Genomic DNA, 20,127 nt, shown 5'->3' with positions numbered 1-20,127 from the left:
CGGCCAAACTCCGCATATCCGGCCCAATCGAGATTTACATAGACGGCCCTTTCAGACATTTTCCGGCCAGAAACCGGATGCGTCGGTGCCTGTCGGCTGCGCCCACCCCTCGCAGACCGATCCACGGAGAACAGATGGCCCAGAGTGAACAAGCGCGCCGCGTTCTGATCGTGGTCGAGAACCTGCCTGTGCCGCTGGACCGGCGGGTGTGGCTCGAAGCGACAACGCTGCAGGCCGCAGGATACGAGGTTTCGGTGATCTGCCCCATGGGGCGTGGCTGGAACGAGGCCTATGAGGTCATCGACGGGGTGCACATCTACCGCCACCCCGCCCCGCCCGAGGCTCACTCCGGGGCCGTGGCCTATGCCCGCGAATATCTGCACGCGATCCGCCACTGGTTCCGCCTGGCCCGCGTGGTCAAGCGCGAGCGCGGCTTTGACGTCATTCACGGGTGCAACCCGCCGGACCTGATCTTCCTTCTGGCCCTGCGCTACCGCCTCTCGGGCGTGCGTTACCTGTTTGACCACCACGACGTCTGCCCGGAGCTTTTCGAGGCCAAGTTCGATCGCAAGGGCCTGCTGCACAAGATCATGCTGCTCTGGGAGCGCATCACCTTTGCCTTTGCAGATGTCTCCCTCGCCACCAATGAAAGCTTCCGCGAAATCGCCATCCGGCGCGGCAAGATGAAGCCCGAGAACGTCTTTGTCGTGCGCTCCGCGCCGCGCATCGAGAAATTCCTGCCCGGCCCCGGCGATCCCGCCGCCCGCAAGGGGGCGAAGACCCTGCTTGGCTATGTCGGCGTCATCGGCCAGCAGGAGGGCATGGACCTGCTGCTTGAGGCCATGCACCACCTGATCCACGATCTCGGGCACGCCGATGTGCATCTCGCCATCGTCGGCTTCGGCCCGCATGTGGATGTGGTCAAGGCGGATATGGCAGACAAAGGCCTCGAGAATCACGTCACCTTCACCGGGGCACTCTATGACGAAGAGCTCCTGAAGGTGCTCAACGAGATCGACATCGGCGTTGCCCCCGATCCGAAAAACCCGATGAACGACATCTCCACCATGAACAAGGTCATGGAATACATGACGCTGGAAAAGCCTCTGGTGCAGTTCGACCTGACCGAAGGCCGGGCCAGCGCCGGCGATGCCGCGCTCTATGCCCAGGCCAACGATGCACAGGACTTCGCCCGATGCCTCGCCCAGCTGATCGAAGAGCCGGACCTGCGCGCAGACCTCGGGGCCAAGGGCCGCGCGCGGGTGCTGAAGTCACTCTCCTGGGACGCCTCCGCGCCGAAGCTTCTGGCCGCCTATGACCGCATCTTCGGCATGGTGAAGCGGGACACCGCCGCCAAACCCGCCCCGCGCAAGGAAGCGGAGAGCTCCTGAGCGCTCCGCTGTCCCGGACTTGATCCAGGATTCCAAGCGGCGTGTCGCCTGATCAGCCGGAGATGCAGAGCGCCTCCCGCAGCGCAACGATCGCCCGCGCCGGCACATCCTCTGCACTCAGGAATCCCCCCGTCGCGAGCCACTCGGAATAGGCCGCGTTGCGGCAATCGACATAGAGGACCCCAAAGAAATCACCGCGCTTGCCATTGCCGCGGATGAACACCTCATGTGTCCCCTCCCCTGCGGCGGGCAAATCGGAGGGCGTCGCATACCACCACTGTTTGTAGGGGGCCGACAAATCATCGGTGTCTTCGAGAAGCTGGAGCGTCTCCCCGGCCTGAGAGGCCGTCACTACCCCCAGGACAGAGGTAAAGAGCAAGAGAGCGAAAACCGAAACCTGTTTCATGACAATGATTTTCCTTTTCGCAAGGCCCCTGCCGGGGCTTCGCCCGTTCGGCCCTCACACGAGCCCGTAGTAGTCCCGATACCAGTCCACAAAGGCCGCCACGCCGTCCTTGACGTCCGTCTGCGGTCGATATCCCGTCAGCCGCTGCAACAGCGCCGTGTCGGCCCATGTGGCGGGCACATCCCCCGCCTGCATCGGCATCAGGTTCTGCGCAGCCTCCAGCCCCGTGGCGGCCTCTATGGCGGCGATATAGTCCGTGAGCTGCACCGGCTCGGAGTTGCCGATGTTCACCACCCGGTGCGGCGCCACAGGCGAGAGGCTGTCGCCCTCCGGCACAACCCCATCCTCGGGCCGTTCCGGCACCGCGTCCATGAGCAGACGGATCGCCTGCACCAGATCCTCCACATAGGTGAAGTCCCGCTTCATGTCGCCGTGGTTATACACGTCGATCGGATCGCCGTTCAGGATCGCCCTGGTGAACTTGAACAGCGCCATATCCGGCCGCCCCCATGGGCCATAGACCGTGAAAAAGCGGAACATCGTCACAGGCAAATCAAACAGATGCGCATAGGAATGCGCCATGTTCTCCATCGCCTTCTTCGTCGCCGCATAGAAGGACATCTGGTGATCGGCCTTGTCGGTCTCCCGGTAGGGCATCTCGGTGTTCGCCCCAAAGGCCGAGGAGGTGGAGGCCAGCAGCATGTGTTTCGGCGGATGCGCCCGCGCCGCTTCCAATATCTCGAAGGTGCCGGTGATGTTGCTCTCAAGATAGCTGCGCGGGTTCTCGATCGAATAGCGCACCCCGGCCTGCGCGGCGAGATGGATGACATAGTCGGGCTTGTGCGCCTCGAACAATGCCATGATCCGCCCCGGCGCCTCAATGCTGTCGTTCACCACGGTAAACCCCGGGCTTTGCAGCAGCATCGCCTGCCGCCGCTCTTTCAAGCTCACATCGTAGTAGTCCGACAGGTTGTCGATCCCCACCACGGTGAAGCCATCCGCCAGCAGCCGCGCGCAGAGGTGATAGCCGATGAACCCCGAGGAGCCGGTGACGAGAACCGTGCCGCCCATCAATCCGCCCCGAAGAGATCGCGGGTAAAGACCTTGTCCGCCACGTCGCGGATGTCATCGGTCAGGCGGTTGGCAACGATCAGATCGGCCTCTGCCTTGAAGGCGTCCAGATCGTTCACCACCCGGCTGCGGAAAAAATCAGGCTCGTCCAGCACCGGCTCGTAGACGATGACCTCGACGCCCTTGGCCTTCAGCCGCTTCATGATGCCCTGAATCGACGACTGGCGGAAGTTGTCCGACCCGGCCTTCATGACAAGGCGATAAATACCCACCACCTTCGGCCCGCGCATCAGGATCTGGTCGGACAGGAAATCCTTGCGGGTGCGGTTGGCATCGACGATGGCGCGGATGAGGTTCTGCGGCACATGGCTGTAGTTCGCCAGAAGCTGCTTGGTGTCCTTGGGCAGGCAGTAGCCGCCATAGCCGAAGGACGGGTTGTTGTAATGCCCGCCGATGCGCGGATCGAGACTGATGCCTTCGATGATCTGACGCGTGTCCATGCCGCCCGCCATGGAATAGCTGTCGAGTTCGTTGAAGAAGGCAACCCGCATGGCAAGATAGGTGTTGGCGAACAGCTTGATCGCCTCGGCCTCGTCGGGATCGGTAAAGAGGATCTGCACGTCCTTCGTCTGCGCCCCTTCGAGCAGCAGGCCCGCAAAGGTCTCCGCCCGCTCCGAGCGCTCCCCGACGATGATCCGGCTGGGGTGCAGGTTGTCATAGAGCGCCCTGCCCTCGCGCAGGAACTCGGGGCTGAAGATCACCTGGTCGGTCTCCATCTCGCGCCGCACCTGGCGCACATAGCCCACCGGGATGGTCGATTTGATGACGATGGTGGCGCGCGGGTTCACCGCGATCACCTGAGAAATCACCGTCTCGACACTGGAGGTGTCGAAGTAGTTGCTCTTGGGATCGTAATTCGTCGGTGTGGCGACGATCACGAAGTCCGCATCGGCATAGGCGCTGGCCGGATCCGTGGTCGCGGTCAGGGACAGGGCACGCTCGGACAGGAACTGCTCAAGCTCCGCATCGACAATCGGGCACTGCCGATCGTTGACCATCTCGACGCGGCTCTCGGAAATATCGACCGCGGTCACATCGTGGTTCTGCGCCAGCAGCACAGCATTCGACAGCCCCACGTAGCCAAGTCCGGCAATGGCGATCTTCATGACATGTCCCTTTTTTGCGGCTGCAATCCAACGGTTTCCGGATTTTGTGCATACGGGCAATGCCCTTCGCGGACAAGGCGCGGCGCGCGCATGCCCCTGCCCTGAGCGCTGACTGGCCGGGCAGAGCGCTCCCCCGCGATCAAAAAAGCCGCGCTTTTCTATTGTGAAAGCCAGGGGGGTGATGTTTTTTGACCCCGCATCCTTGCGCCCCGGTCAATTGCCCGGTCAAGCCTTCCCGTATTCTTTCAAGACCTTGGAGCCCCCATGCAAGACACTGCCTTCCGGAGCCCCGCCCCATGACCGCACGGCTGATCTCCCGGGGCGTGATGCCGTTTTACATGCTGGCCTGCGGGTTCCTGCATCGCCGCCACCATCAAAAGCCGCCCTTCGACATGGCCGATTTTACCCGCGACGCCGCACAGCTGCCCCCGCATCGCCCGGTGCCAGACGCGCTGCCAAGGCGGATCTTCATCTACTGGCGGCAGGGCTTCGACGACGCGCCGCCCATCGTGAAGGCGATCCGCCGCCGCTGGCAAACGCTGAACCCCGACTGGGAGGTGGTGGAGATCACCGAAACGACCGAAGGGGACTGGATCGACATGTCCGACATCCACCCGGACCTGCCCATCGCCACGCGCAGCGACGTGATCCGCCTGCGCCTGATCGCGAAACACGGCGGCATCTGGGCCGATTCCACCCTCCTGCCGATGCGCCCTCTGGACGACTGGCTCGGGGCGCTGATGGAGGAAGGCTTCTTTGCCTTCCGGCAGGACATCCCCTATCGCCGCGTGTCCTCCTGGTTTCTGGCAGGGCTGCCCGGCACGCCGGTCGTCACACGCTGGCTCGATCTGTTCGGCAGCTACATCGCCCGCCGCCCGCATCCGATCGCCTATTTCGCCGTACACTTTTGTTTCATGGCCGCGATGTGGGGCCAATCACAGGCGGCGCAGGCCTGGCGGCGCGTCCCGGCCCTGAGCGCCGATGGTCCGCATTATCTCAAATGGCTGCTGCACGGGGTGGACGATCCGCAAAAGCGCCCCACCCCGCAAGAGCTGGCAGCTGTGCCGGTTTTCAAACTCGCCTGGAAGCAGGAGGTGGAGAGCATCGAGGGGGTCGCGGCGAAACTCGCCGAGTTCGGCATCACCGGCGCCTGGGGCGCGGACTGACCCCGCAGGCTACCGCGTCAGCGGCACGCCGTCGGGCCACTGGGCATAATCCTGCGCATAGAACGTCCGAACGAACTCGGTGATGGCCTGCTCGTCAGCCTCCGACAGGCTCAGGCGGCGCCCCTGCCCCGTCGCATAGCGCGCCTTGGCCAGGGCCTTGCCCTTGTCCAGTACGGCGGAGGCCCCCGGAATCTGCTTGAGCCTGTCCTGCAGCCCGCGCGCCCGCTGCACCCATTTCGGCAAATCATAGGTTTCGGCGGTGCGCTCGTGGCGGGCCTCAAGGACGGTTCCCGTCCGCTCCGAAAGCTCTGCGAACAGCGCCGCGATGTCTTCCGTCGCATAGGCCTTCACAACGGTGCCGGGCGCCTGCCAATAAAGATGCTGCGGCTTGAAGTGGGTCAAAGAGAAATCCTCGGTCACCGCCTCCGCGTTTCCCTTCCGAGCCAGATCGCCCATCACCCGCATCACCATATCCCGGCCCTCTTCCGGGCTGACAAGGCGCAGGTCCGTATCGGTAAACGTCCGGCAGTATTCCGAGACCGAAGACAAAAACCGTTTACGCGGATCGCGCACCAGGCAGAACAGATCATACGCCCGCACCGTCTCCCACAGATCGGGATAGAACCCGGCGAACTCCGCGACCCCGAGATGCGCCCGGTCAACCGTCTTTCCGGCGGTCTGTTCCGGGGCTGCGTGCCACAGGCCGAAACCGATGTCGTTGAACGGCTCCATGGCGCTGCGGACCGAGGTGCCGCCGGCCTTGGGATTGTGGAAGAAAACAAATCGGTGCTTGTGTGAAATGATCACGGAGGTCTGCTCCACTGGAAATCTGCGGCTGACGCGACCTGTTGCAACCAGTCCCGAAGCCTTCTCCGACCTATCCCGCAGGCCGGGAACACTCAAGCGGCCTTGCAGGCCGGGGCGCGCCGGAGCCGCTCGGAGCGCATTTCCTGTGCGATCCGGAGACGATATCAACAAGCTACTAAACAGCTACCAATCAAGTACCTCAATGGTAACTAAAGCATACCCAAAAGCTATCGGATAGCTACCAGATATCTTTCAGATACTGGATAGCTATCAGTTAACAGTTGAGTACCGGTTAGCTACCAGCTACCCTTCGCTGCATAACAAAATACAAACACATCCATGAGGGAGCAGTTCTCATGCCGATCATTTCATTCGCCAACCCCAAGGGCGGGGCGGGCAAGACCACGACCGCCTTGCTTCTGGCCATGGAGCTCGCCGAGCGCGGGGCAGGGGTCACCGTTATCGACGCCGATCCGGAACGCTGGATCTCGCAATGGGCGGGGTTGCCGGGCAAGCCAGACAACATCACCATTCAGGGCGATGTCACGGAGGAAAGCATCGTCGACCGTATCGACGAGGCGGCGCAGGAGAGCCAGTTCGTCATCGTCGATCTCGAAGGCACCGCCAGCCTGATGGTCGCCAACGCCATCGGCATGTCCGATCTGGTCGTCATCCCGCTTCAGGGCTCGTCCATGGATGCGAAAGGGGGCGCCAAAACCATCCGCCTGATCCGCAATCAGGAGCGTCTTGCCCGGCGCAAGATCCCGCACGGTGTCGCCCTGACCCGCACCAGCGCCGCCGTCACGTCACGCGCCATGAAGAACGTGCAGGCCCAGCTTGCCCGTGCCGGGATCGAGGTCTTTCGCACACCGATCGTCGAGCGCGCCGCCTTTCGCGACCTGTTCGACTATGGCGGAACACTCTCAACACTCGACCCCGCACTGGTCAGCAACATCGAAAAGGCCCGCATCAACGCCCAGAGCTTCGCGGGCGAGGTTCTCAGCTGGCTGAAGGCTGGCCGCATGGCGGAGGTGAGCTGATGAAGGAGCGCGCAAACCTGGGCTTCGAGGACGAACTGACCGGCTTCGACCCTGCCGACTGGACCCCGAAACCCGCCGCCCGCAAGAAGACCCCGCCCGAAAGCCGCACCGCGAGCCGCGAGCTTGCCGAAGCCACGGGCTTCCGGTCCCGCGAGCCGGTCAAGCCCGCGCCGGAAGACAAGCCCAAAAAGGCGGGGAAGGCGGCCAAGACCGCGGCCAAACCGGTCAGACGCCGCCGAACAGGCCGCAACGCCCAGTTCAACATCAAGACAAAGCCCGAAACCATCGAGGCCTTCTGCGCCATCGCCGATGCCAACGGCTGGGGTCTGGGCGAGACGTTCGAACATGCGGTCACGCTTCTGCAGGCTGATCTGACCAAATCCTGATCGGCCATGCATTCCTTTCAATGCTTGTCCCGGTCTGAAAACCGGGCCTTTCCCCGGGGCTGTGCGTCCTTGGGTGTTATATATGTGTTAAATATAGTGTTACGCCCTCTCGAATCGGCTTTTTTCCAAGACAATTCAAACCCTTCCAGACACCCCCCCGTGTGTAAAGTGGTGATTCTGCGTGTGCAAAGTGGTGATTCCCCGTGTGTAGAGTGGTGATTCCCCGGCCCGCGAATCAAAGCCCCTGAAACACAGGGAACAAGCCATTGATCCGGAGTCGTTTTTTGCCCGCAGGGCGTGGGTGATGTGTCGTTCGGGCGTGGGCGAAGTGTCGTTTTCCTCTTGGCGTGTGTGAAGTGTCGTTCTAAGGTGGCCCGTGTGTGAAGTGTCGAAGGGGGAAGCTGCCATGACCACCGACTATCCACTGCTGCCGGACCGCCACCCGCAGGGGGATTTCTTCGTCTGCGACATTCTTGACGCCGCGCCGAAGGGCGACGTGGGGTCGATGGAGCACCCGATCTTCTCGCTCTCGACCAAGCCGGACACGCGCCCGCGCAAGTACGAGCACAACGGCATGACCGTCGAAATCAAACCCTCGACCGACGGGCTGGCCACGGTGCACGACCGGGACGTGCTGATCTACTGCATCTCAGCGCTCATCAAGGGGATGAACGACGGGAAAGAGCCGCAGCAGGTGATCCGCTTCCACGCCGCCGACCTGCTCAAGGCGACCAACCGCATGACGACCGGGCGCGGCTACAACCTTCTGAAGGCTGCCATGGAGCGCCTCGCGGGGACGCGCATCTCGACCAACATCACAACGGGCGGGCAGGAGATCTTCGAAACCTTCGGCCTGATCGAACGCGCCCGGATCGTGCGCGAAACGCGCGACGGGCGGATGCAGGAGGTGGAGGTCAAGCTCTCGGACTGGGTGTTCAACGCCATCCGCGCGCAGGAGGTGCTGACCCTCAGTCGCGAATATTTCCGCCTGCGCAAGCCGCTGGAACGGCGCATCTACGAGCTGGCGCGCAAACATTGCGGGCGTCAGCGCGAATGGCGGGTGTCGATGGAGGTGCTTCAGAAGAAATGCGGCTCCGGCTCCACCTTACGCGAATTCCGCCGTCTCGTCTCTGCCATCGCCAAGGAAGACGCGGAATACGGCCACATGCCAGACTATGAAATCCGCATCGACGAGACCAAGGATCATCTGATCGCACGCTCACGCGGGACCGTGGGCCCCGACATCTCGGACATGGTTCGAATCCCGGAGCTCGATCCGGATGTCTATGACATGGCGCGCGGTGCGGCGCCCGGGTGGGACGTGCGGATGATCGAACAGGAATGGCGCCGCTGGGCCTCCGAGGTGCCACGCAATCCGGAAATGGCGTTCCTTGGATTCTGCCGGAAGTGGAACGAGCGGCGGGGCAAGCCCTGAGCCGTCACAGGGCGTGCTTGTTGCAATCTAATTAAGCAAGCGCTAACAAAAAGACATAAATGGATGGCCATTTTGGTCACAATTGCATTAGATACTGTTAAGGTAATGATCGCCTTTAAGGCGAATTTTTCAGCACGACAGGACGGGTTGAGAGTATGGATTTCTGGACAATCGTTATGGCAGCCTACTGCCTGACCACGATCATGGCGATTTCGCTGACGTATCAAGAACAGAAGAGACGTGCGCAAAGTACGCCGGTCTACATGCTGATCGGTTACATGCTTTGCATGGTCTGGCCTGCGGTTGCGACCGTCATGGTGGTGCTTTACCGCCCCGGACGCGCCGCATCCTGGACCGCAAGCCAGGACTGAATTCATCTGCTGCCCGCCGACGACCCGGTATGCTGTTTTTTTTGGCACAGGGGGCGGGCAAGCGACAAACTGGGGCGACGAGCCTTGCCGCACTGCAGCAATCAAGGTTAATAGAACGTTAAAGAATTGAATTATGCAAGTTCAGGTGCGGCCCGGCGCACGAGACAGACCGTTGTCTCATCCTGCTGCCGGACCTGAAGCGCCAATTTTCGGGGGAAGACGATTTCATGTCGCTATACGCTTACAATGACCCTGAGTCTCTTGCCGCGGGCAAGCCCGGGCTGGTTTCCGGCTATGAAGCAACCGCAGGCAAACCCTCCGGGTTTTACCGGGCAATCGGCAAGCGTCTTTTCGATATTGCCGCCGTGCTGATCGCCGCTCCCGTGGTGCTGCTGATTTTGCTCCCGATGCTGCTCCTCGTGGCCTGCGATGGCAGCAATCCCCTCTATACGCAGATGCGCGTCGGACGGAACGGTCGGAGCTACCGCATGTGGAAGCTGCGCAGCATGGTCCCCCAGGCTGATCAGAAGCTGCAGGCCCATCTCGACAGCGACTCCAGGGCGCGGGCGGAATGGGACCACCATCAGAAACTCAAGAACGACCCGCGGATCACCCGCGTTGGCCGCATCCTGCGCAAATCCTCGCTCGACGAGTTGCCGCAGCTGTGGAACGTGCTGCGCGGCGACATGAGCCTCGTGGGGCCGCGTCCCATGCTCGAAGATCAGCGCGCCTTCTACCCGGCGCGGGACTACTATGACCTGCGGCCCGGCATCACCGGCCTCTGGCAGGTCAGCGCCCGCAACGAGAGCGGTTTTGCCGACCGGGCCCGTTTTGATACCGAATACAACCGCCGGTTTTCTCTGAAGCAGGATCTGAAGATCCTCGTGGCGACCGTGGGCGTGGTCGTCAAAGCCACGGGTCACTGAAGCGCCGGTGGCTCAGGCTCCTGGCCTGAGCGCCGGGACCAGCGCCATGGCCAGGGCGGCGGCAACAAAGCCGCCCAAATGCGTCTCCCAGGCCAGCGCCCCCGCTTCGAGCACCCAGGCCAGCGCATTCAACGCGGCAATCAGTGTCGTGCGCCACAGCACCATGCCATAGACCCGGCGCTTCGAGGCGCCCTCCGCACGCAGCGCCTGCGCATCCGCTGCGATCCAGACCGCAATCAGCCCCATGATCGCCCCGGAGGCGCCAACCATCGGCCGCGGGCTTGCGGAGAGCAGGCCAAAGCCGATCCCGCCGCCAACCCCCGAGATCACAAACAGCGCCGCAAGACGCCCCGCGCTCAGGCTGCGTTCCAATTGCGCCCCAAGCCAGCCGAGCGCCAGCACGTTGCCAAGCAGATGCTGCCAGCCCGCGTGCAAAATCATGTAGCTGAAGAACATGGCGACCGGCTGCAGCCCGTAGTTCGGGGTCCAGCTGTGCAGCAGACCGGCCCAGAAGCCGCCATACTGGTAGGCAAGGGGGCGCCAGAGCGGCGATCCCACAAGCCCCCGGTCCGCAAGGATCAAAAGCGCCTCGATGGCACAGAACACCAGCGCCAGCCCAAGCCAGACATATCGCGCCTGCGCGGCCCGGCTGTCGCGTACCGTCGTGCTGCCGTCCACGCCGTGTCCTTTCCCGAGGTCACGCCAGCCTTAGCAGAGCCTTACTCCGGAATGAAGCGCGGCAGCTTGGGCAGGACCTCGGCCATGAAGCGCTGCAGCCGCGCTTCGGCGTCCGCCTCGCTCTCGTTGCGGCCCATCGGGGTCACAAAGCGCACCAGCGCCCCGTCCGAGCGTTGCCGCGTCAGCCCGTCCCAGACCACGCCCGCCTTCACCGCGAAATCATTGGTCATGCGCGTGCCGCGCTGCTCGAACCAGTAATAGACCATCTGTTTCGACAGCCCCTTCTGGATCACCGCGCGGTTGACGGCGAAATCGCCATAGACCGTGCCCGGGAAGGAGACCGGCACCGATTGCAGCGAGAACATCTCCCAGCCACCCACCGGCAGGCAGACCTCGGGCGAGTGGATGCCCGCGCCTTCGGTCTGTTTCTGGTAGAAGGCGGAGAAGAAGTTCACCGGCTGCACCTCGTTCGGCGAGGTGTAGGTGGTGTTGACGTAATCGGTGGCCTTGAGCACGTCCTGTGTCGCCTGCTCCAGCGGCAGGCTGACCCCGCGCCAGCCGTCGATCTGCTTGGGGAAGAACAGGAAGTTCTCGCGCACCACGCGCTCGCCCTGCGGGGCCGGCGCGGCATACCAGGCCCCGACGACGAGGGTGGACACGGCGGCGGCGGCGATCAATCCCCGGCTCGGCGCCAGCGCCAGCACCTTGGCCGCCTGACCGCCCAACCCCTGAAAGTCGAGGTCGATGGTATCGGCCAGTGTCTTGGGATTGCGCGTCGTGCGCTGCAAGACCACCGCCAGCAGGAACAGGATGCCGACGCAGGCGCCAAAGATCACCCAGCCTTCAAAGACGTGCAGGAAGCCCTCGGCCTGCTCGATCCCGAAATAGTTCACCAGAATGCCGATCATGCCGATGCGGAAGGAGTTCATGAAAATGGTCAGCGGCGCGGCCGTCAGGAACAGCAGCGCCTTGTGCCAGAACGGCCCGCGATAGAGGATCGCGGTCAGGTAGCTGAACGACAGGATCGGGAAGAGATAGCGCAGCCCCGAACAGGCTTCGGCCACCTGCAGCTTGTAGACGCCAAGGTCGATCACGTTGCCTTCGAGGAAGACCGGAATGTCGACCATGCGGATGAACCACACGCCCAGCTCGGAGGAGACAAGCTGCAGCGCGATGGTCAGCTTCCAATAGAGGAACTGGGGCAGGGGCAGCATGAACACCAGGTGCAGCACCGGCAACTGATGATGCTTGCCGCGCTGCCAGCCCATGCAGGTCAGCACCACACCCCCGGTCCAGAGGATGAAGGCATAGGTCACCACGTCCGGAATCCGCACGAGGTTGCCAAAGATGCCAAAGACCAGCGCGAGCCCGACAACGATCACCCCGGGCATACGGCTCACCGGGGCGGCGGGATCGTGCGGCGGCGCGTTGCGCAATTCGCGCAGGAACAGGTAGAGCGAAATCAGCGGGATCAGCGGGCCGTGGCTGTACTCGGGCGTCATCCAGGCATTGCCAAGCGAGACAAACCCCAGCCAGAAGACGGGCAGGGACACCATGCACAGCAGCACGAACCACAAAAATCCCTGCAGGTTCAGCCCTTGGGCGGGGGTAAGCGGCAGCCGGGACAGGCTTTGGGAAAAAGACATTGGCACCTCGGAACTTGGCGAGCCGTAATAGCGGCAGTCCGGCGGCGCCGGAATTTTTCAAGATCGGTTGGATACTAAAGGGCAAAGGCCCGTCATGGAACTGCTTTTCGCAAGGCAGCTCCTGACAAACCCGCGAGCACGCCAAGGCCGTACAGGCCCTAGTCCTGCGCCAGAAGCGCCTCGATCCGGGCGAGTCTTGCGGCCAGATCGGCATTTTCACGGGCTTGCGCTTCGATCACCGCCTGCTGCTCCAGCGTATAAAGCGTCAGCTCCTCGATCTTTTTCAGCTGCGCCAGCTGCATCTGCGTCAGATCGAGCCCGTCCCGCGCCACATCCGCGGCCGAGGGAACATCGGGCAGATGGCGGTTGGCGCTCACGAACTCTGCGACTTCGGACAGCGGGCGCAGGCGATATGCGTCGGCAAAGACATAGTCAGGCACGTTAAGCGTGGTGGCGCCAGAAATGAAATTTCCGGGAATGGTGATGTCGCCACCGGCGGTCAGGGTCATCTCGGGGCCATCCGCGACACCATCGGTGATAATGAACCGGTTGGGCGACGCATTCTCGTGCACGAAGTACCAAGTTGTCCCGCTATCGGTGTTGTCCAAGGTAAAGTAGGAGCCGCCGTTGTTCGTCATGTTGAACATTTCACGAACAGCCGTTGTGCCGCTTTGTTCGATCAGGATGCGCGGATCATTTCCGACAATGTGCATACTGGCCGCGGGCAGTGACGTGCCAAGCCCGAGGCCCGAACTGGCGAGCCAGAAGGCGTTGTCCGGCACGCCCGCAGCGATGGTAAACGGTGTTGTTCCCGACGTGTCATCCTCGATCGAAAACCGATCAATCCCCCCGGAGGCCCGAGAGTTGGGATCATTGACACGCAACGTCCAGTCGTTGTTGGGCGAGGTGGAGCTGGAGGTGTCGTTGAACTGGATCGAAAGCTGAGTGTACTGGAACCGCATTGTTTCATCGTTGGCGAAGACTTCTCCACCGGGCGCATTGGAACAGCTGTTCCCAATGCAGATACTGCCATCGATGGTAGCATCATCGGCGACCCATAGGTCCCCGTTAGGTTCGACCCCGACAGCAAGGGTGCCTGCGATGTTGACATCGGCGGGGTGGTTGGTGGTCTGAGCCAAGGCCGGAGTGGCGCAGGCCGCGGCAATCAGCACGGCAGTGGTGCGAAAAACTGACAACATAACAGGTCTCCCACGCGTCAGCCCTTCAGGGACCTGACGCCAAAAAATGTTTTCTAAAATGACGCCCTGCCGTCCCAGCAGGCCGCCGGAAAAGGTTAAGTGCGTCTCGGGCCCTGTCAATGCAATGTTTCTAGCGACCTGCTGTCAGCGTTGCCAACTGCGCCTCGAGCCGGGCAATACGGGCCTCCTGCGCGGCGTTGCGGGCGCGTTCGGTCTCGACCGTATCGTGCAGCTCGGCGATATACAGATGCGCCTTTTCCAGCTCGTTCAGCATGCCGCCGGTCATGGCGGTGATGTTGAAGGGGCCGTCCTCGGGCGTTTGGCCGACATTGGGCAGGTGCTTGTTCGCCTTCATCATGGCGGCCTGTTCGGCGATGCTTGGCAGGGGATAATCCTCGTCGAACACCCGGTCACACCCGGCCGCGCAGGACCCGGCCGTGAAAAGCTCGCCCTGGATGGTCAGGTTGCCTTCGGCAGAGACGACCATCTCTGGCCCGTCGTTGACACCATCGGTGATAATGAACCGGTTCGGGGATGCGTTCTCGTGGACGAAATACCACACTGTGCCGCTATCGGTGTTGTCGAGCGTGAAGTAGGAGCCGCCTCTGTTGCGCATGGTGAACAGGCCGCGCACGCCGGGGGTAAAACTGGTGTTTTCCACAAGGACCCCCTGATCGTCTGCGGCTGCGGGGTCGTTGCTGACGATATGCAAGGGCGCGCTGGGGGTGGTGGTGCCCATGCCGATATCGCCGGTGCCGCCATCCGCCCAGAAGGCGCTGCCCTCGTCCCAGCGCACCTCGAAATTGTAATCCCGGTTGCCAGAATTGATTTGCGCGGTGTCGAATTCGAGGAAGATCGCGTTGTTCGGGGTGCCGGGCCGCATCGCGAAGGGGGTCGTTGTGTTGGTGATGTCCGACAGGCCGAAATCGCCGTTGCCGAAGATGACCGTCTCCCAGGCCTGGCCCCCGCCGGCCGCGTTGGAGCGGTTCAGCCTGATACCCTCGGTGGCGGTCGCCTCCACATGCAGCGGGGATTGCGGCAGCTCGGTGCCGATCCCAACCTGCCCATCACCGTCCAGAACCAGCGTCGAAGACGGCGCCCCGGCCTTGATCGTCAGGATTTCGGCACCGGTGGTGTCATCGATGAACATCAGCTGATCTTCGCCGCCGTTCAGCCGGTCATTGGCCTGAATAGCCCAGTCGTTCGCGGGAAAACCGGCGGTGGCGGAGTCGTCTTCAAAGAGGATCCGCGTGTTGTTGGACTTGAGTTTGAGCGCACTGTAATTGCCATTGAAGGTTTCAGTGGCAAGGCAACCCCCGCCGACGCAGAGGTTGTCTCTGATGGTGGGATCGGTGGTCGACAGCACCTCGGCGCCTGCGGGCGCGGCCAGTGGGAGGACAAGCGACAGGGTGCAGGTGAGCCTGGAAATGCGGGACATGAAATTCTCCATTTTTATTTGAACGATGCGCGAAAAATCCGGGGATGAAATCGGGCATGGGATACCGCCGAATGAATGGCGGTTAATTCCTGCCGATCAGAGGCGTTTGGCGCGCCCCTTGTCAATGTCGATGCGGCGCATTGCCAGTAACGCGAGAACAATGGCGCCCACGGCTCATGCTATGCGTGTTTATGTACCAGGGTGTGGCCGGCCTCAGAACCGATGGGAAAACGTTCTGCCCATGCTCACATACACGCTGTCGCTCTCGGCCCAGCCGCTGCCCACCGCAGTCTCGCGCAGCATCACGCGGCGGTAGCCGAGGTTCACGGCCCACTCCTTCGACAGCCTGTGCTGAATGCCGAGGCCCAACTCGCCCCGGTTGGTCCGCGCGCCTGCAGCAAGATCCTTGGTGTCGAGGTAAGACAGGCTGAACTGCATCCCGGTCAGGGGGCTGAACGCATGGCGATAGCTCGCCGAGGTGAGCGTAAAGAGCTCCTCGGTGTCCTCGGTGCCGCTGGTCAGGCCGCGGCGGAGCTGCGCCGAGAGCGTGCCGCGCGGCAGTTTGCGCGAATAGCTGACGCCGCCCGTCACCGCGTCGGTGCCATTGGCACTCCGGCTGGCTCCCAGAGAGAAACTCAAAGAGCCGTTCGCCAGCTTCGGCGCCCAGCCGCTGCTCAGCGAATAGCTGGTGCCTTCCTCGACCTGGCTCGCCGAGACGGAGAACGACAGGCTGCCGCGCGGCCGCTCATGCGACAGCCCGAACCCCAGATCCCACGTCTCGCGCAGGGCACTGCCCTCTTCGTGGTATTCGGCATAGCCCAGCTGGCTGGTCATCGTCAGATTGTCGGCCAGCCGCAGCTTCACATCGCCACGCAGCGCATAGCGTTGGCTGTCGAAGTACAGGGTCGGATCGGTGTCGAAGTAATCCACATGCCGGGCGGTCAGGCGCAGCCCGGCCTCGACCGGGCCGCCTTCCCCGACGCGCAGGGCGCTGTTCGCGGCGAGTGTGCGCCGCTGTCCGGTGGCGCGGCGGTCGTCAAGATTGATGAGATCCTCGACGGTCTCGATGCCCTCCGGCAGCGTGCCGTCCTCGTTCAGGAATTCCGCGATACCGCGCAGGTAGGCGATATCCTCGACCTGGGCGCTCAGGCGGCTCTGGAACTGGGACCCGGCGCCATTGCGGCGATAGCTCAGCTCGACCCGGGGCGCTTTGATCCCGAAAGACACGTCGTCGTCCGGATCGGGCGCCGAGACATGGCGCAACGCGGTGCCGATGGTCAGCCCGAGGTAATCGCTGCGGGTCTCGCTCGACAGCGAAAAGGCCAGCCCGGTTTCCGCGCCAAAGGTCGGGCCGTCCGACTTCAGCGAAAGATCGGCATTCTGTGTGGCCTCGATGCGCTGGGTGATGCCAAAGCGCAGCCAGACGCCGCCCGCCTCACCGCGTTCCTGCGCCGCAAGGGGCAGGGCGGTGCCAAGCAGCGCGAGGCCAGCAGCGAGGAGCGGACGCGGTGCAAACATGGCGCGCTCAGCGTGTCATTCGAACAGGCGGCGTTGCGGGACGACGAAGACGTCGCCATCGTGCACCACGGCCAGCCCGGCGCCGCTCTTGCCGCGCTCGATATCCTTGTAGTTCAGCGTGAAGATCCGCTCTCCGGTTTCCGTGCGGCGGCGCAACTGGATGCGTTTCTTCGCAGCAAAGTTGGTAAAGCCGCCCATCTGCGCAAAGAGCTGCAACACGGTGGTGCCCGGTTCCACCTCGATCAGCCCGGTCTTGGCCGCTTCGCCCAGCACATAGATGCTGAACCGGACAGGCTCCTCCTCGGTGGGGGCTTCGCGCTCCGCCAGCCTGTTAACCCCGACATAGACCGTGGGGGTCAGCGAGAAGTTGTTGGCCAGCCCCGTGGTGATGGCGCGCTGGACCTGGCTGATGGTGCGCCCGGCGGCCTGCACGTTGCCGGCCAGCGGCATCGAAATCCGGCCGTCGGGCAGAACCAGAAGCTCGCGGTTCAGGCTCTCATCCTCCAGAACCTCGATCCGCAGCACGTCGCCGTTCTGAATGCGATAACTGCTCTGGGCGTGCGCGACATCGGTCATCGCCAGCAAGGCAAGACAAAGCGCGAAACAGGCGCGGATGATCGTCATGGTGGGTCCCCCGGGTATTTCTAATCAATCTTCGATTGGCCTGGGCAGGATGCAAAGCCGTCTTAACGTGTATGCCGGGAAGCTGCCCGGCATACAATCTCCAAGAGCCTTCGAACGGCGTCAGAGCGCGTTCAGGGCCTCTTCGGCTTGCGTACGCCAGGGCGCCTGGGTGTCTCCGGCGATATCCAGGCTGCGCTGCAATTCGGCTTTCGCCTCCTCGGTGCGGCCAGCCTTGGCATAGGCAAGGCCAAGATGCGCGGCAACGCTGGCCTCTTCGGGCAGGGCCCTGGCCGCGGGTTCAAGCTGTTCGATCGCCGCCTCCACATCGCCGCGCTGGAACAGGATCCAGCCCAGCGTGTCCTGGAAGGCGGGAACCTCGGTGCCGGTCAGACGCCGGGCGATGGCAAAGGCGCGGTTCAGGTCCTCGGGGCTGTCGCGGTGGTTCGACAGCATCGAGGCGAGGTTGTTGGCCACCACCACGTCCGAGCTCTGCTCTTCGTAGAGGATCTCGTAAATCGCGATTGCCTCTTCGAAACGGCCTTTCTTCTCAAGGCGATAGGCCTCCAGAAGCCGCAGGCGTCGGGACTTGGGCAGCAGCTCGAGACTCCGGCTGACCAGCGCCTCGGCCTCTTCCTCGCGATCAGTGGCGCGCAGAAGCACCTGCAGCTGCAGGATCGCCGGCTCGATGTCCGGTTGCCGCGAGAGCAGGTCACGGTAGATGTCCTCGGCTTCCTTCAACTGGCCCTGCAGCGCGTGCACGTTGGCGCTCAGCAGCTCCAGTGGGATGCTGCCCGGATTTTCCGCGATCTGCTCGTCGACATAGGCCCGCGCCTCGTCGAGACGGCCGGTCAGCACCTGTGTGCGCACCAGCTGGATCACCGCCGACAGATCGCCTCCATCCTCGGCGTCGATTTGCGCGCGCAGGTAATCGAGGCTCTCCTCGATGCGGTTCTGGCCGAGCAGGATGCTGCTCTGGTAGACCCGGGCAAGCTGCAAAGACTGTGGTGTGTCGATCTCGCGCAGGGTGTCGATGATCGCCTGGGCCTGCGGCCATTTCTGCTGGCGCAGATAAATTTCTCCAAGCAGGCCAAGGATTTCCACATTTCCAGGCGCGGCGTTCCGGGCGTTGATCAGAACGGTTTCCGCCTGCTGCAGCCGGTTGCGGCCAATCAGGAAGCGGGCATAGCGCACGGATTCCACCGCGCCGCCGTTGGAAATCTGCACCGCCATCGACAGACGCTCCTGCGCCAGTTCAGGGCTGCCGTCGCGCAGATGCGCCTCGGCCATCAGCGCCAGCAGCGACGTGTCGCGCGGGCTTTGGTCCAGAGCATTGCGCAGGTCGGCGATGGCCGCACCTGGCTTGTCGTCCTGAATCATCCAGGCGGCGCGCAGCTTCAACCCGCCGACATTGGTCGGATCTTCTTCCAGCACCCGCTCCACCTGCTCGCGGGCGCCGACCATATTGCCGGTCGAGGTCAGCATCTGGGCCAGCATGACACGGATGCGGCGGGTCTGATCGGAGGGATCCGCGCTTTCCAGCACCGCCTGCATGGCGGCAATAGCCTCGTCGCGTTTGCCTGCGGCGAATTCCGCCGAGGCGCGGGCCGCCCTGTAAAGCGCGCCCGCCGGCCCGTCGCCCGCGGCCGCGATCAGCCGGTCAAGCTCGGCCAGTGCCGCATCCGACCCTTGGGTGCGCTGCATCAGCTCGACAATGGTCATATTGCCATCGGTGTCCTCGGCCGGATCGCCGGCCTCGGCCCGCAGAAAGGCCTCGGCGCCTTCGAAATCCTCTTGGCTCATGTACCAGCGGATCAGGGAAGAGCGGATTTCCTCGTTTCCCGGAAACAGCTCGTACATGGCCTGCAAATGCGGGCCGAGCGCCTCGATCTGACCGAGATTGGCCAGAAGCTGGGCACGCAGCGTGTTGAATTCGAGCGAAGCCGGGTCGGATTCAAGCGCGAGCTCCACCTGCTCCAGCGCCGCATCCTGCTCCTCGCGGCGCAGCAGGTCGTCGATCACCACGCGCCGCGCGGCGCTGGCTGTCGGATCGTCCTCCAGCACGCCGCGGGCTTCCTCGGCGGCGTCACTCTGACCATCCTCATTGCGGGCCAGAACCGCCGTCCGGTAGTGCAGGGCGGCGGCAATGGCGCGCGATCCGATGTGCTCGGGCGCCAGGGCGATGGCCTGCTCGCCATGGCGAATGGCTTCGTCCCAATTGCGCCGCGCCAGCGCCATCAGCGCCAGCCGCTCCCGCGCCTCCGCGGTGTCGGGATACTGCTCAACGAGGCGCAGATACTGACCGTAGGCTTCGGACAGATTGCCGCGATCATACTGCAGGCCCGCATAGAGCAGCCGCGCTTCCTTGTGGAACCCGTCGTTGATGAAGACGTTGCGCAACTCGACGAGGGCGCGGTCAACATCGCCTTCCTCAATATAGGTCAAGGCCGATTGGTAGAAGCGCTCGGCCTTTTCTTCATCGCTTTCGCATCCGGAAAGCAGGGTCACAGCAACAAGAAGCACAGGGATCAGGCGAGAAATTCGGAGCATTTTTACAGTCTGTCAAATGAGGAAATGGGATAGGAGATCTGGGCCCGTACTATGGGGAATTGCCCGCAGATGTCGACAGGAACCGGCCCATTGTGCCATCAAATATCTGTTTTGCCAGGGCTCCACCGCGATCTGACAGGGCAGCGGAGGGTATGGGGCCTCCGCAAGGCGCTGACCATGGACTGTAAAATGACGGTTTTTTGGGCACAGGCCAGGGCAAGGTCTCAGGCCAAGTGTCACGCCCCCATGAGGCCGGTGGCGCATTGTCTGTACCCGGTGCAGAATGTATGTCATACGAGGGTGGCAAAATGT

The 20,127-nt window shown here is 63.0% G+C and carries 18 protein-coding genes; 7 read left to right on the top strand and 11 right to left on the bottom strand.

All coding sequences use genetic code 11. The features are described 5' to 3' along the window. Positions 1 to 134: 134 nt before the first annotated feature. The gene (locus ACN2XU_RS02975; protein WP_419408913.1) at positions 135 to 1,391 is read left to right on the top strand and encodes a glycosyltransferase family 4 protein; all 1,257 of its coding nucleotides are present in this window, start codon (positions 135 to 137) and stop codon (positions 1,389 to 1,391) included. A 52-nt stretch (positions 1,392 to 1,443) separates the two neighbouring features. On the opposite strand, the gene ACN2XU_RS02970 is transcribed toward ACN2XU_RS02975, so the two are convergent. Genes ACN2XU_RS02970 through ACN2XU_RS02960 form a run of 3 tightly spaced genes read right to left on the bottom strand, consistent with a single transcriptional unit; the run spans position 1,444 to position 4,034 of the window. Continuing rightward, positions 1,444 to 1,797 carry a hypothetical protein gene (locus ACN2XU_RS02970; RefSeq protein ID WP_419408912.1) on the bottom strand — a complete coding sequence of 118 codons (354 nt, stop codon included), beginning with the start codon at positions 1,795 to 1,797 and terminating at the stop codon, positions 1,444 to 1,446. Between the two features lie 54 nt (positions 1,798 to 1,851). Then, complete coding sequence (locus ACN2XU_RS02965; protein ID WP_419408911.1) at positions 1,852 to 2,868, bottom strand: NAD-dependent epimerase/dehydratase family protein; 1,017 nt, start codon at positions 2,866 to 2,868, stop codon at positions 1,852 to 1,854. Further along, positions 2,868 to 4,034, bottom strand: a complete 1,167-nt coding sequence (locus ACN2XU_RS02960) for a nucleotide sugar dehydrogenase (RefSeq protein ID WP_419408910.1) — start codon at positions 4,032 to 4,034, stop codon at positions 2,868 to 2,870. Before ACN2XU_RS02960 ends, ACN2XU_RS02965 begins: the two co-directional genes overlap by 1 nt. A 296-nt stretch (positions 4,035 to 4,330) precedes the next feature. Between ACN2XU_RS02960 and ACN2XU_RS02955 the strand changes: the two genes are divergently transcribed. Continuing rightward, positions 4,331 to 5,200 (top strand): capsular polysaccharide synthesis protein, encoded by an 870-nt coding sequence (locus ACN2XU_RS02955; RefSeq protein ID WP_419408909.1) that lies wholly within the window; start codon positions 4,331 to 4,333, stop codon positions 5,198 to 5,200. 9 nt (positions 5,201 to 5,209) lie between these two features. Here ACN2XU_RS02955 and ACN2XU_RS02950 read toward each other — a convergent pair whose 3' ends face one another. Continuing rightward, positions 5,210 to 6,007, bottom strand: coding sequence for a sulfotransferase family protein (locus ACN2XU_RS02950; protein ID WP_419408908.1), 798 nt, complete (start codon positions 6,005 to 6,007; stop codon positions 5,210 to 5,212). A gap of 356 nt (positions 6,008 to 6,363) precedes the next feature. Between ACN2XU_RS02950 and ACN2XU_RS02945 the strand changes: the two genes are divergently transcribed. The 5 genes from ACN2XU_RS02945 (at position 6,364) to ACN2XU_RS02925 (ending at position 10,165) form a co-directional block, all read left to right on the top strand. Further along, positions 6,364 to 7,047, top strand: a complete 684-nt coding sequence (locus ACN2XU_RS02945) for a ParA family protein (RefSeq protein WP_419408907.1) — start codon at positions 6,364 to 6,366, stop codon at positions 7,045 to 7,047. Next, a complete protein-coding gene (locus ACN2XU_RS02940) occupies positions 7,047 to 7,433 on the top strand; it encodes a hypothetical protein (protein ID WP_419408906.1) in 387 nt (128 codons plus the stop codon). The genes ACN2XU_RS02945 and ACN2XU_RS02940 overlap by 1 nt, the downstream gene beginning before the upstream one ends. A 406-nt stretch (positions 7,434 to 7,839) precedes the next feature. Continuing rightward, positions 7,840 to 8,868, top strand: coding sequence for a replication initiator protein A (locus ACN2XU_RS02935; RefSeq protein WP_419408905.1), 1,029 nt, complete (start codon positions 7,840 to 7,842; stop codon positions 8,866 to 8,868). A 155-nt stretch (positions 8,869 to 9,023) separates the two neighbouring features. Further along, the gene (locus ACN2XU_RS02930; RefSeq protein WP_419408904.1) at positions 9,024 to 9,239 is read left to right on the top strand and encodes a hypothetical protein; all 216 of its coding nucleotides are present in this window, start codon (positions 9,024 to 9,026) and stop codon (positions 9,237 to 9,239) included. 227 nt (positions 9,240 to 9,466) lie between these two features. Then, positions 9,467 to 10,165 carry a sugar transferase gene (locus tag ACN2XU_RS02925; RefSeq protein WP_419408903.1) on the top strand — a complete coding sequence of 233 codons (699 nt, stop codon included), beginning with the start codon at positions 9,467 to 9,469 and terminating at the stop codon, positions 10,163 to 10,165. Positions 10,166 to 10,177: 12 nt separating this feature from the next. Here ACN2XU_RS02925 and ACN2XU_RS02920 read toward each other — a convergent pair whose 3' ends face one another. The 7 genes from ACN2XU_RS02920 to ACN2XU_RS02890 all read right to left on the bottom strand — a co-directional run bounded on the left by ACN2XU_RS02920 (position 10,178) and on the right by ACN2XU_RS02890 (position 19,815). After that, complete coding sequence (locus ACN2XU_RS02920; protein ID WP_419408902.1) at positions 10,178 to 10,843, bottom strand: rhomboid family intramembrane serine protease; 666 nt, start codon at positions 10,841 to 10,843, stop codon at positions 10,178 to 10,180. A gap of 41 nt (positions 10,844 to 10,884) precedes the next feature. Further along, positions 10,885 to 12,489: a VPLPA-CTERM-specific exosortase XrtD gene (gene xrtD, locus ACN2XU_RS02915; protein ID WP_419408901.1), complete on the bottom strand. Its 1,605-nt coding sequence runs from the start codon at positions 12,487 to 12,489 to the stop codon at positions 10,885 to 10,887. 158 nt (positions 12,490 to 12,647) lie between these two features. Beyond that, complete coding sequence (locus ACN2XU_RS02910) at positions 12,648 to 13,688, bottom strand: hypothetical protein (protein WP_419408900.1); 1,041 nt, start codon at positions 13,686 to 13,688, stop codon at positions 12,648 to 12,650. A 130-nt stretch (positions 13,689 to 13,818) separates the two neighbouring features. Beyond that, entirely contained in the window at positions 13,819 to 15,126 is a 1,308-nt protein-coding gene (locus ACN2XU_RS02905; protein WP_419408899.1) for a hypothetical protein, read from the bottom strand. A 213-nt stretch (positions 15,127 to 15,339) separates the two neighbouring features. Then, the gene (locus ACN2XU_RS02900) at positions 15,340 to 16,644 is read right to left on the bottom strand and encodes a hypothetical protein (RefSeq protein WP_419408898.1); all 1,305 of its coding nucleotides are present in this window, start codon (positions 16,642 to 16,644) and stop codon (positions 15,340 to 15,342) included. Between the two features lie 15 nt (positions 16,645 to 16,659). Beyond that, positions 16,660 to 17,268 carry a polysaccharide biosynthesis/export family protein gene (locus ACN2XU_RS02895; RefSeq protein ID WP_419408897.1) on the bottom strand — a complete coding sequence of 203 codons (609 nt, stop codon included), beginning with the start codon at positions 17,266 to 17,268 and terminating at the stop codon, positions 16,660 to 16,662. A 120-nt stretch (positions 17,269 to 17,388) separates the two neighbouring features. After that, the gene (locus ACN2XU_RS02890) at positions 17,389 to 19,815 is read right to left on the bottom strand and encodes a tetratricopeptide repeat protein (protein WP_419408896.1); all 2,427 of its coding nucleotides are present in this window, start codon (positions 19,813 to 19,815) and stop codon (positions 17,389 to 17,391) included. Between the last annotated feature and the right edge of the window lie 312 nt (positions 19,816 to 20,127).

This window comes from Pacificoceanicola niger (genome assembly GCF_048553275.1).
Classification (GTDB): Bacteria; Pseudomonadota; Alphaproteobacteria; order Rhodobacterales; family Rhodobacteraceae; genus Pacificoceanicola.
Note: the sequence above shows the minus strand (reverse complement) of the source record. Positions and strands in the feature narration are given on the sequence as shown.

Excerpts from the sequence above, each read along its gene's own strand:
- ACN2XU_RS02975 (WP_419408913.1), top strand. The coding sequence starts at position 135 with ATGGCCCAGAGTGAACAAGCGCGCCGCGTTCTGATCGTGGTCGAGAAC.
- ACN2XU_RS02970 (WP_419408912.1), bottom strand. The coding sequence starts at position 1,797 with ATGAAACAGGTTTCGGTTTTCGCTCTCTTGCTCTTTACCTCTGTCCTG.
- ACN2XU_RS02965 (WP_419408911.1), bottom strand. The coding sequence starts at position 2,868 with ATGGGCGGCACGGTTCTCGTCACCGGCTCCTCGGGGTTCATCGGCTAT.
- ACN2XU_RS02960 (WP_419408910.1), bottom strand. The coding sequence starts at position 4,034 with ATGAAGATCGCCATTGCCGGACTTGGCTACGTGGGGCTGTCGAATGCT.
- ACN2XU_RS02955 (WP_419408909.1), top strand. The coding sequence starts at position 4,331 with ATGACCGCACGGCTGATCTCCCGGGGCGTGATGCCGTTTTACATGCTG.
- ACN2XU_RS02945 (WP_419408907.1), top strand. The coding sequence starts at position 6,364 with ATGCCGATCATTTCATTCGCCAACCCCAAGGGCGGGGCGGGCAAGACC.
- ACN2XU_RS02940 (WP_419408906.1), top strand. The coding sequence starts at position 7,047 with ATGAAGGAGCGCGCAAACCTGGGCTTCGAGGACGAACTGACCGGCTTC.
- ACN2XU_RS02935 (WP_419408905.1), top strand. The coding sequence starts at position 7,840 with ATGACCACCGACTATCCACTGCTGCCGGACCGCCACCCGCAGGGGGAT.
- ACN2XU_RS02930 (WP_419408904.1), top strand. The coding sequence starts at position 9,024 with ATGGATTTCTGGACAATCGTTATGGCAGCCTACTGCCTGACCACGATC.
- ACN2XU_RS02925 (WP_419408903.1), top strand. The coding sequence starts at position 9,467 with ATGTCGCTATACGCTTACAATGACCCTGAGTCTCTTGCCGCGGGCAAG.
- xrtD (WP_419408901.1), bottom strand. The coding sequence starts at position 12,489 with ATGTCTTTTTCCCAAAGCCTGTCCCGGCTGCCGCTTACCCCCGCCCAA.
- ACN2XU_RS02910 (WP_419408900.1), bottom strand. The coding sequence starts at position 13,688 with ATGTTGTCAGTTTTTCGCACCACTGCCGTGCTGATTGCCGCGGCCTGC.
- ACN2XU_RS02905 (WP_419408899.1), bottom strand. The coding sequence starts at position 15,126 with ATGTCCCGCATTTCCAGGCTCACCTGCACCCTGTCGCTTGTCCTCCCA.
- ACN2XU_RS02900 (WP_419408898.1), bottom strand. The coding sequence starts at position 16,644 with ATGTTTGCACCGCGTCCGCTCCTCGCTGCTGGCCTCGCGCTGCTTGGC.
- ACN2XU_RS02895 (WP_419408897.1), bottom strand. The coding sequence starts at position 17,268 with ATGACGATCATCCGCGCCTGTTTCGCGCTTTGTCTTGCCTTGCTGGCG.
- ACN2XU_RS02890 (WP_419408896.1), bottom strand. The coding sequence starts at position 19,815 with ATGCTCCGAATTTCTCGCCTGATCCCTGTGCTTCTTGTTGCTGTGACC.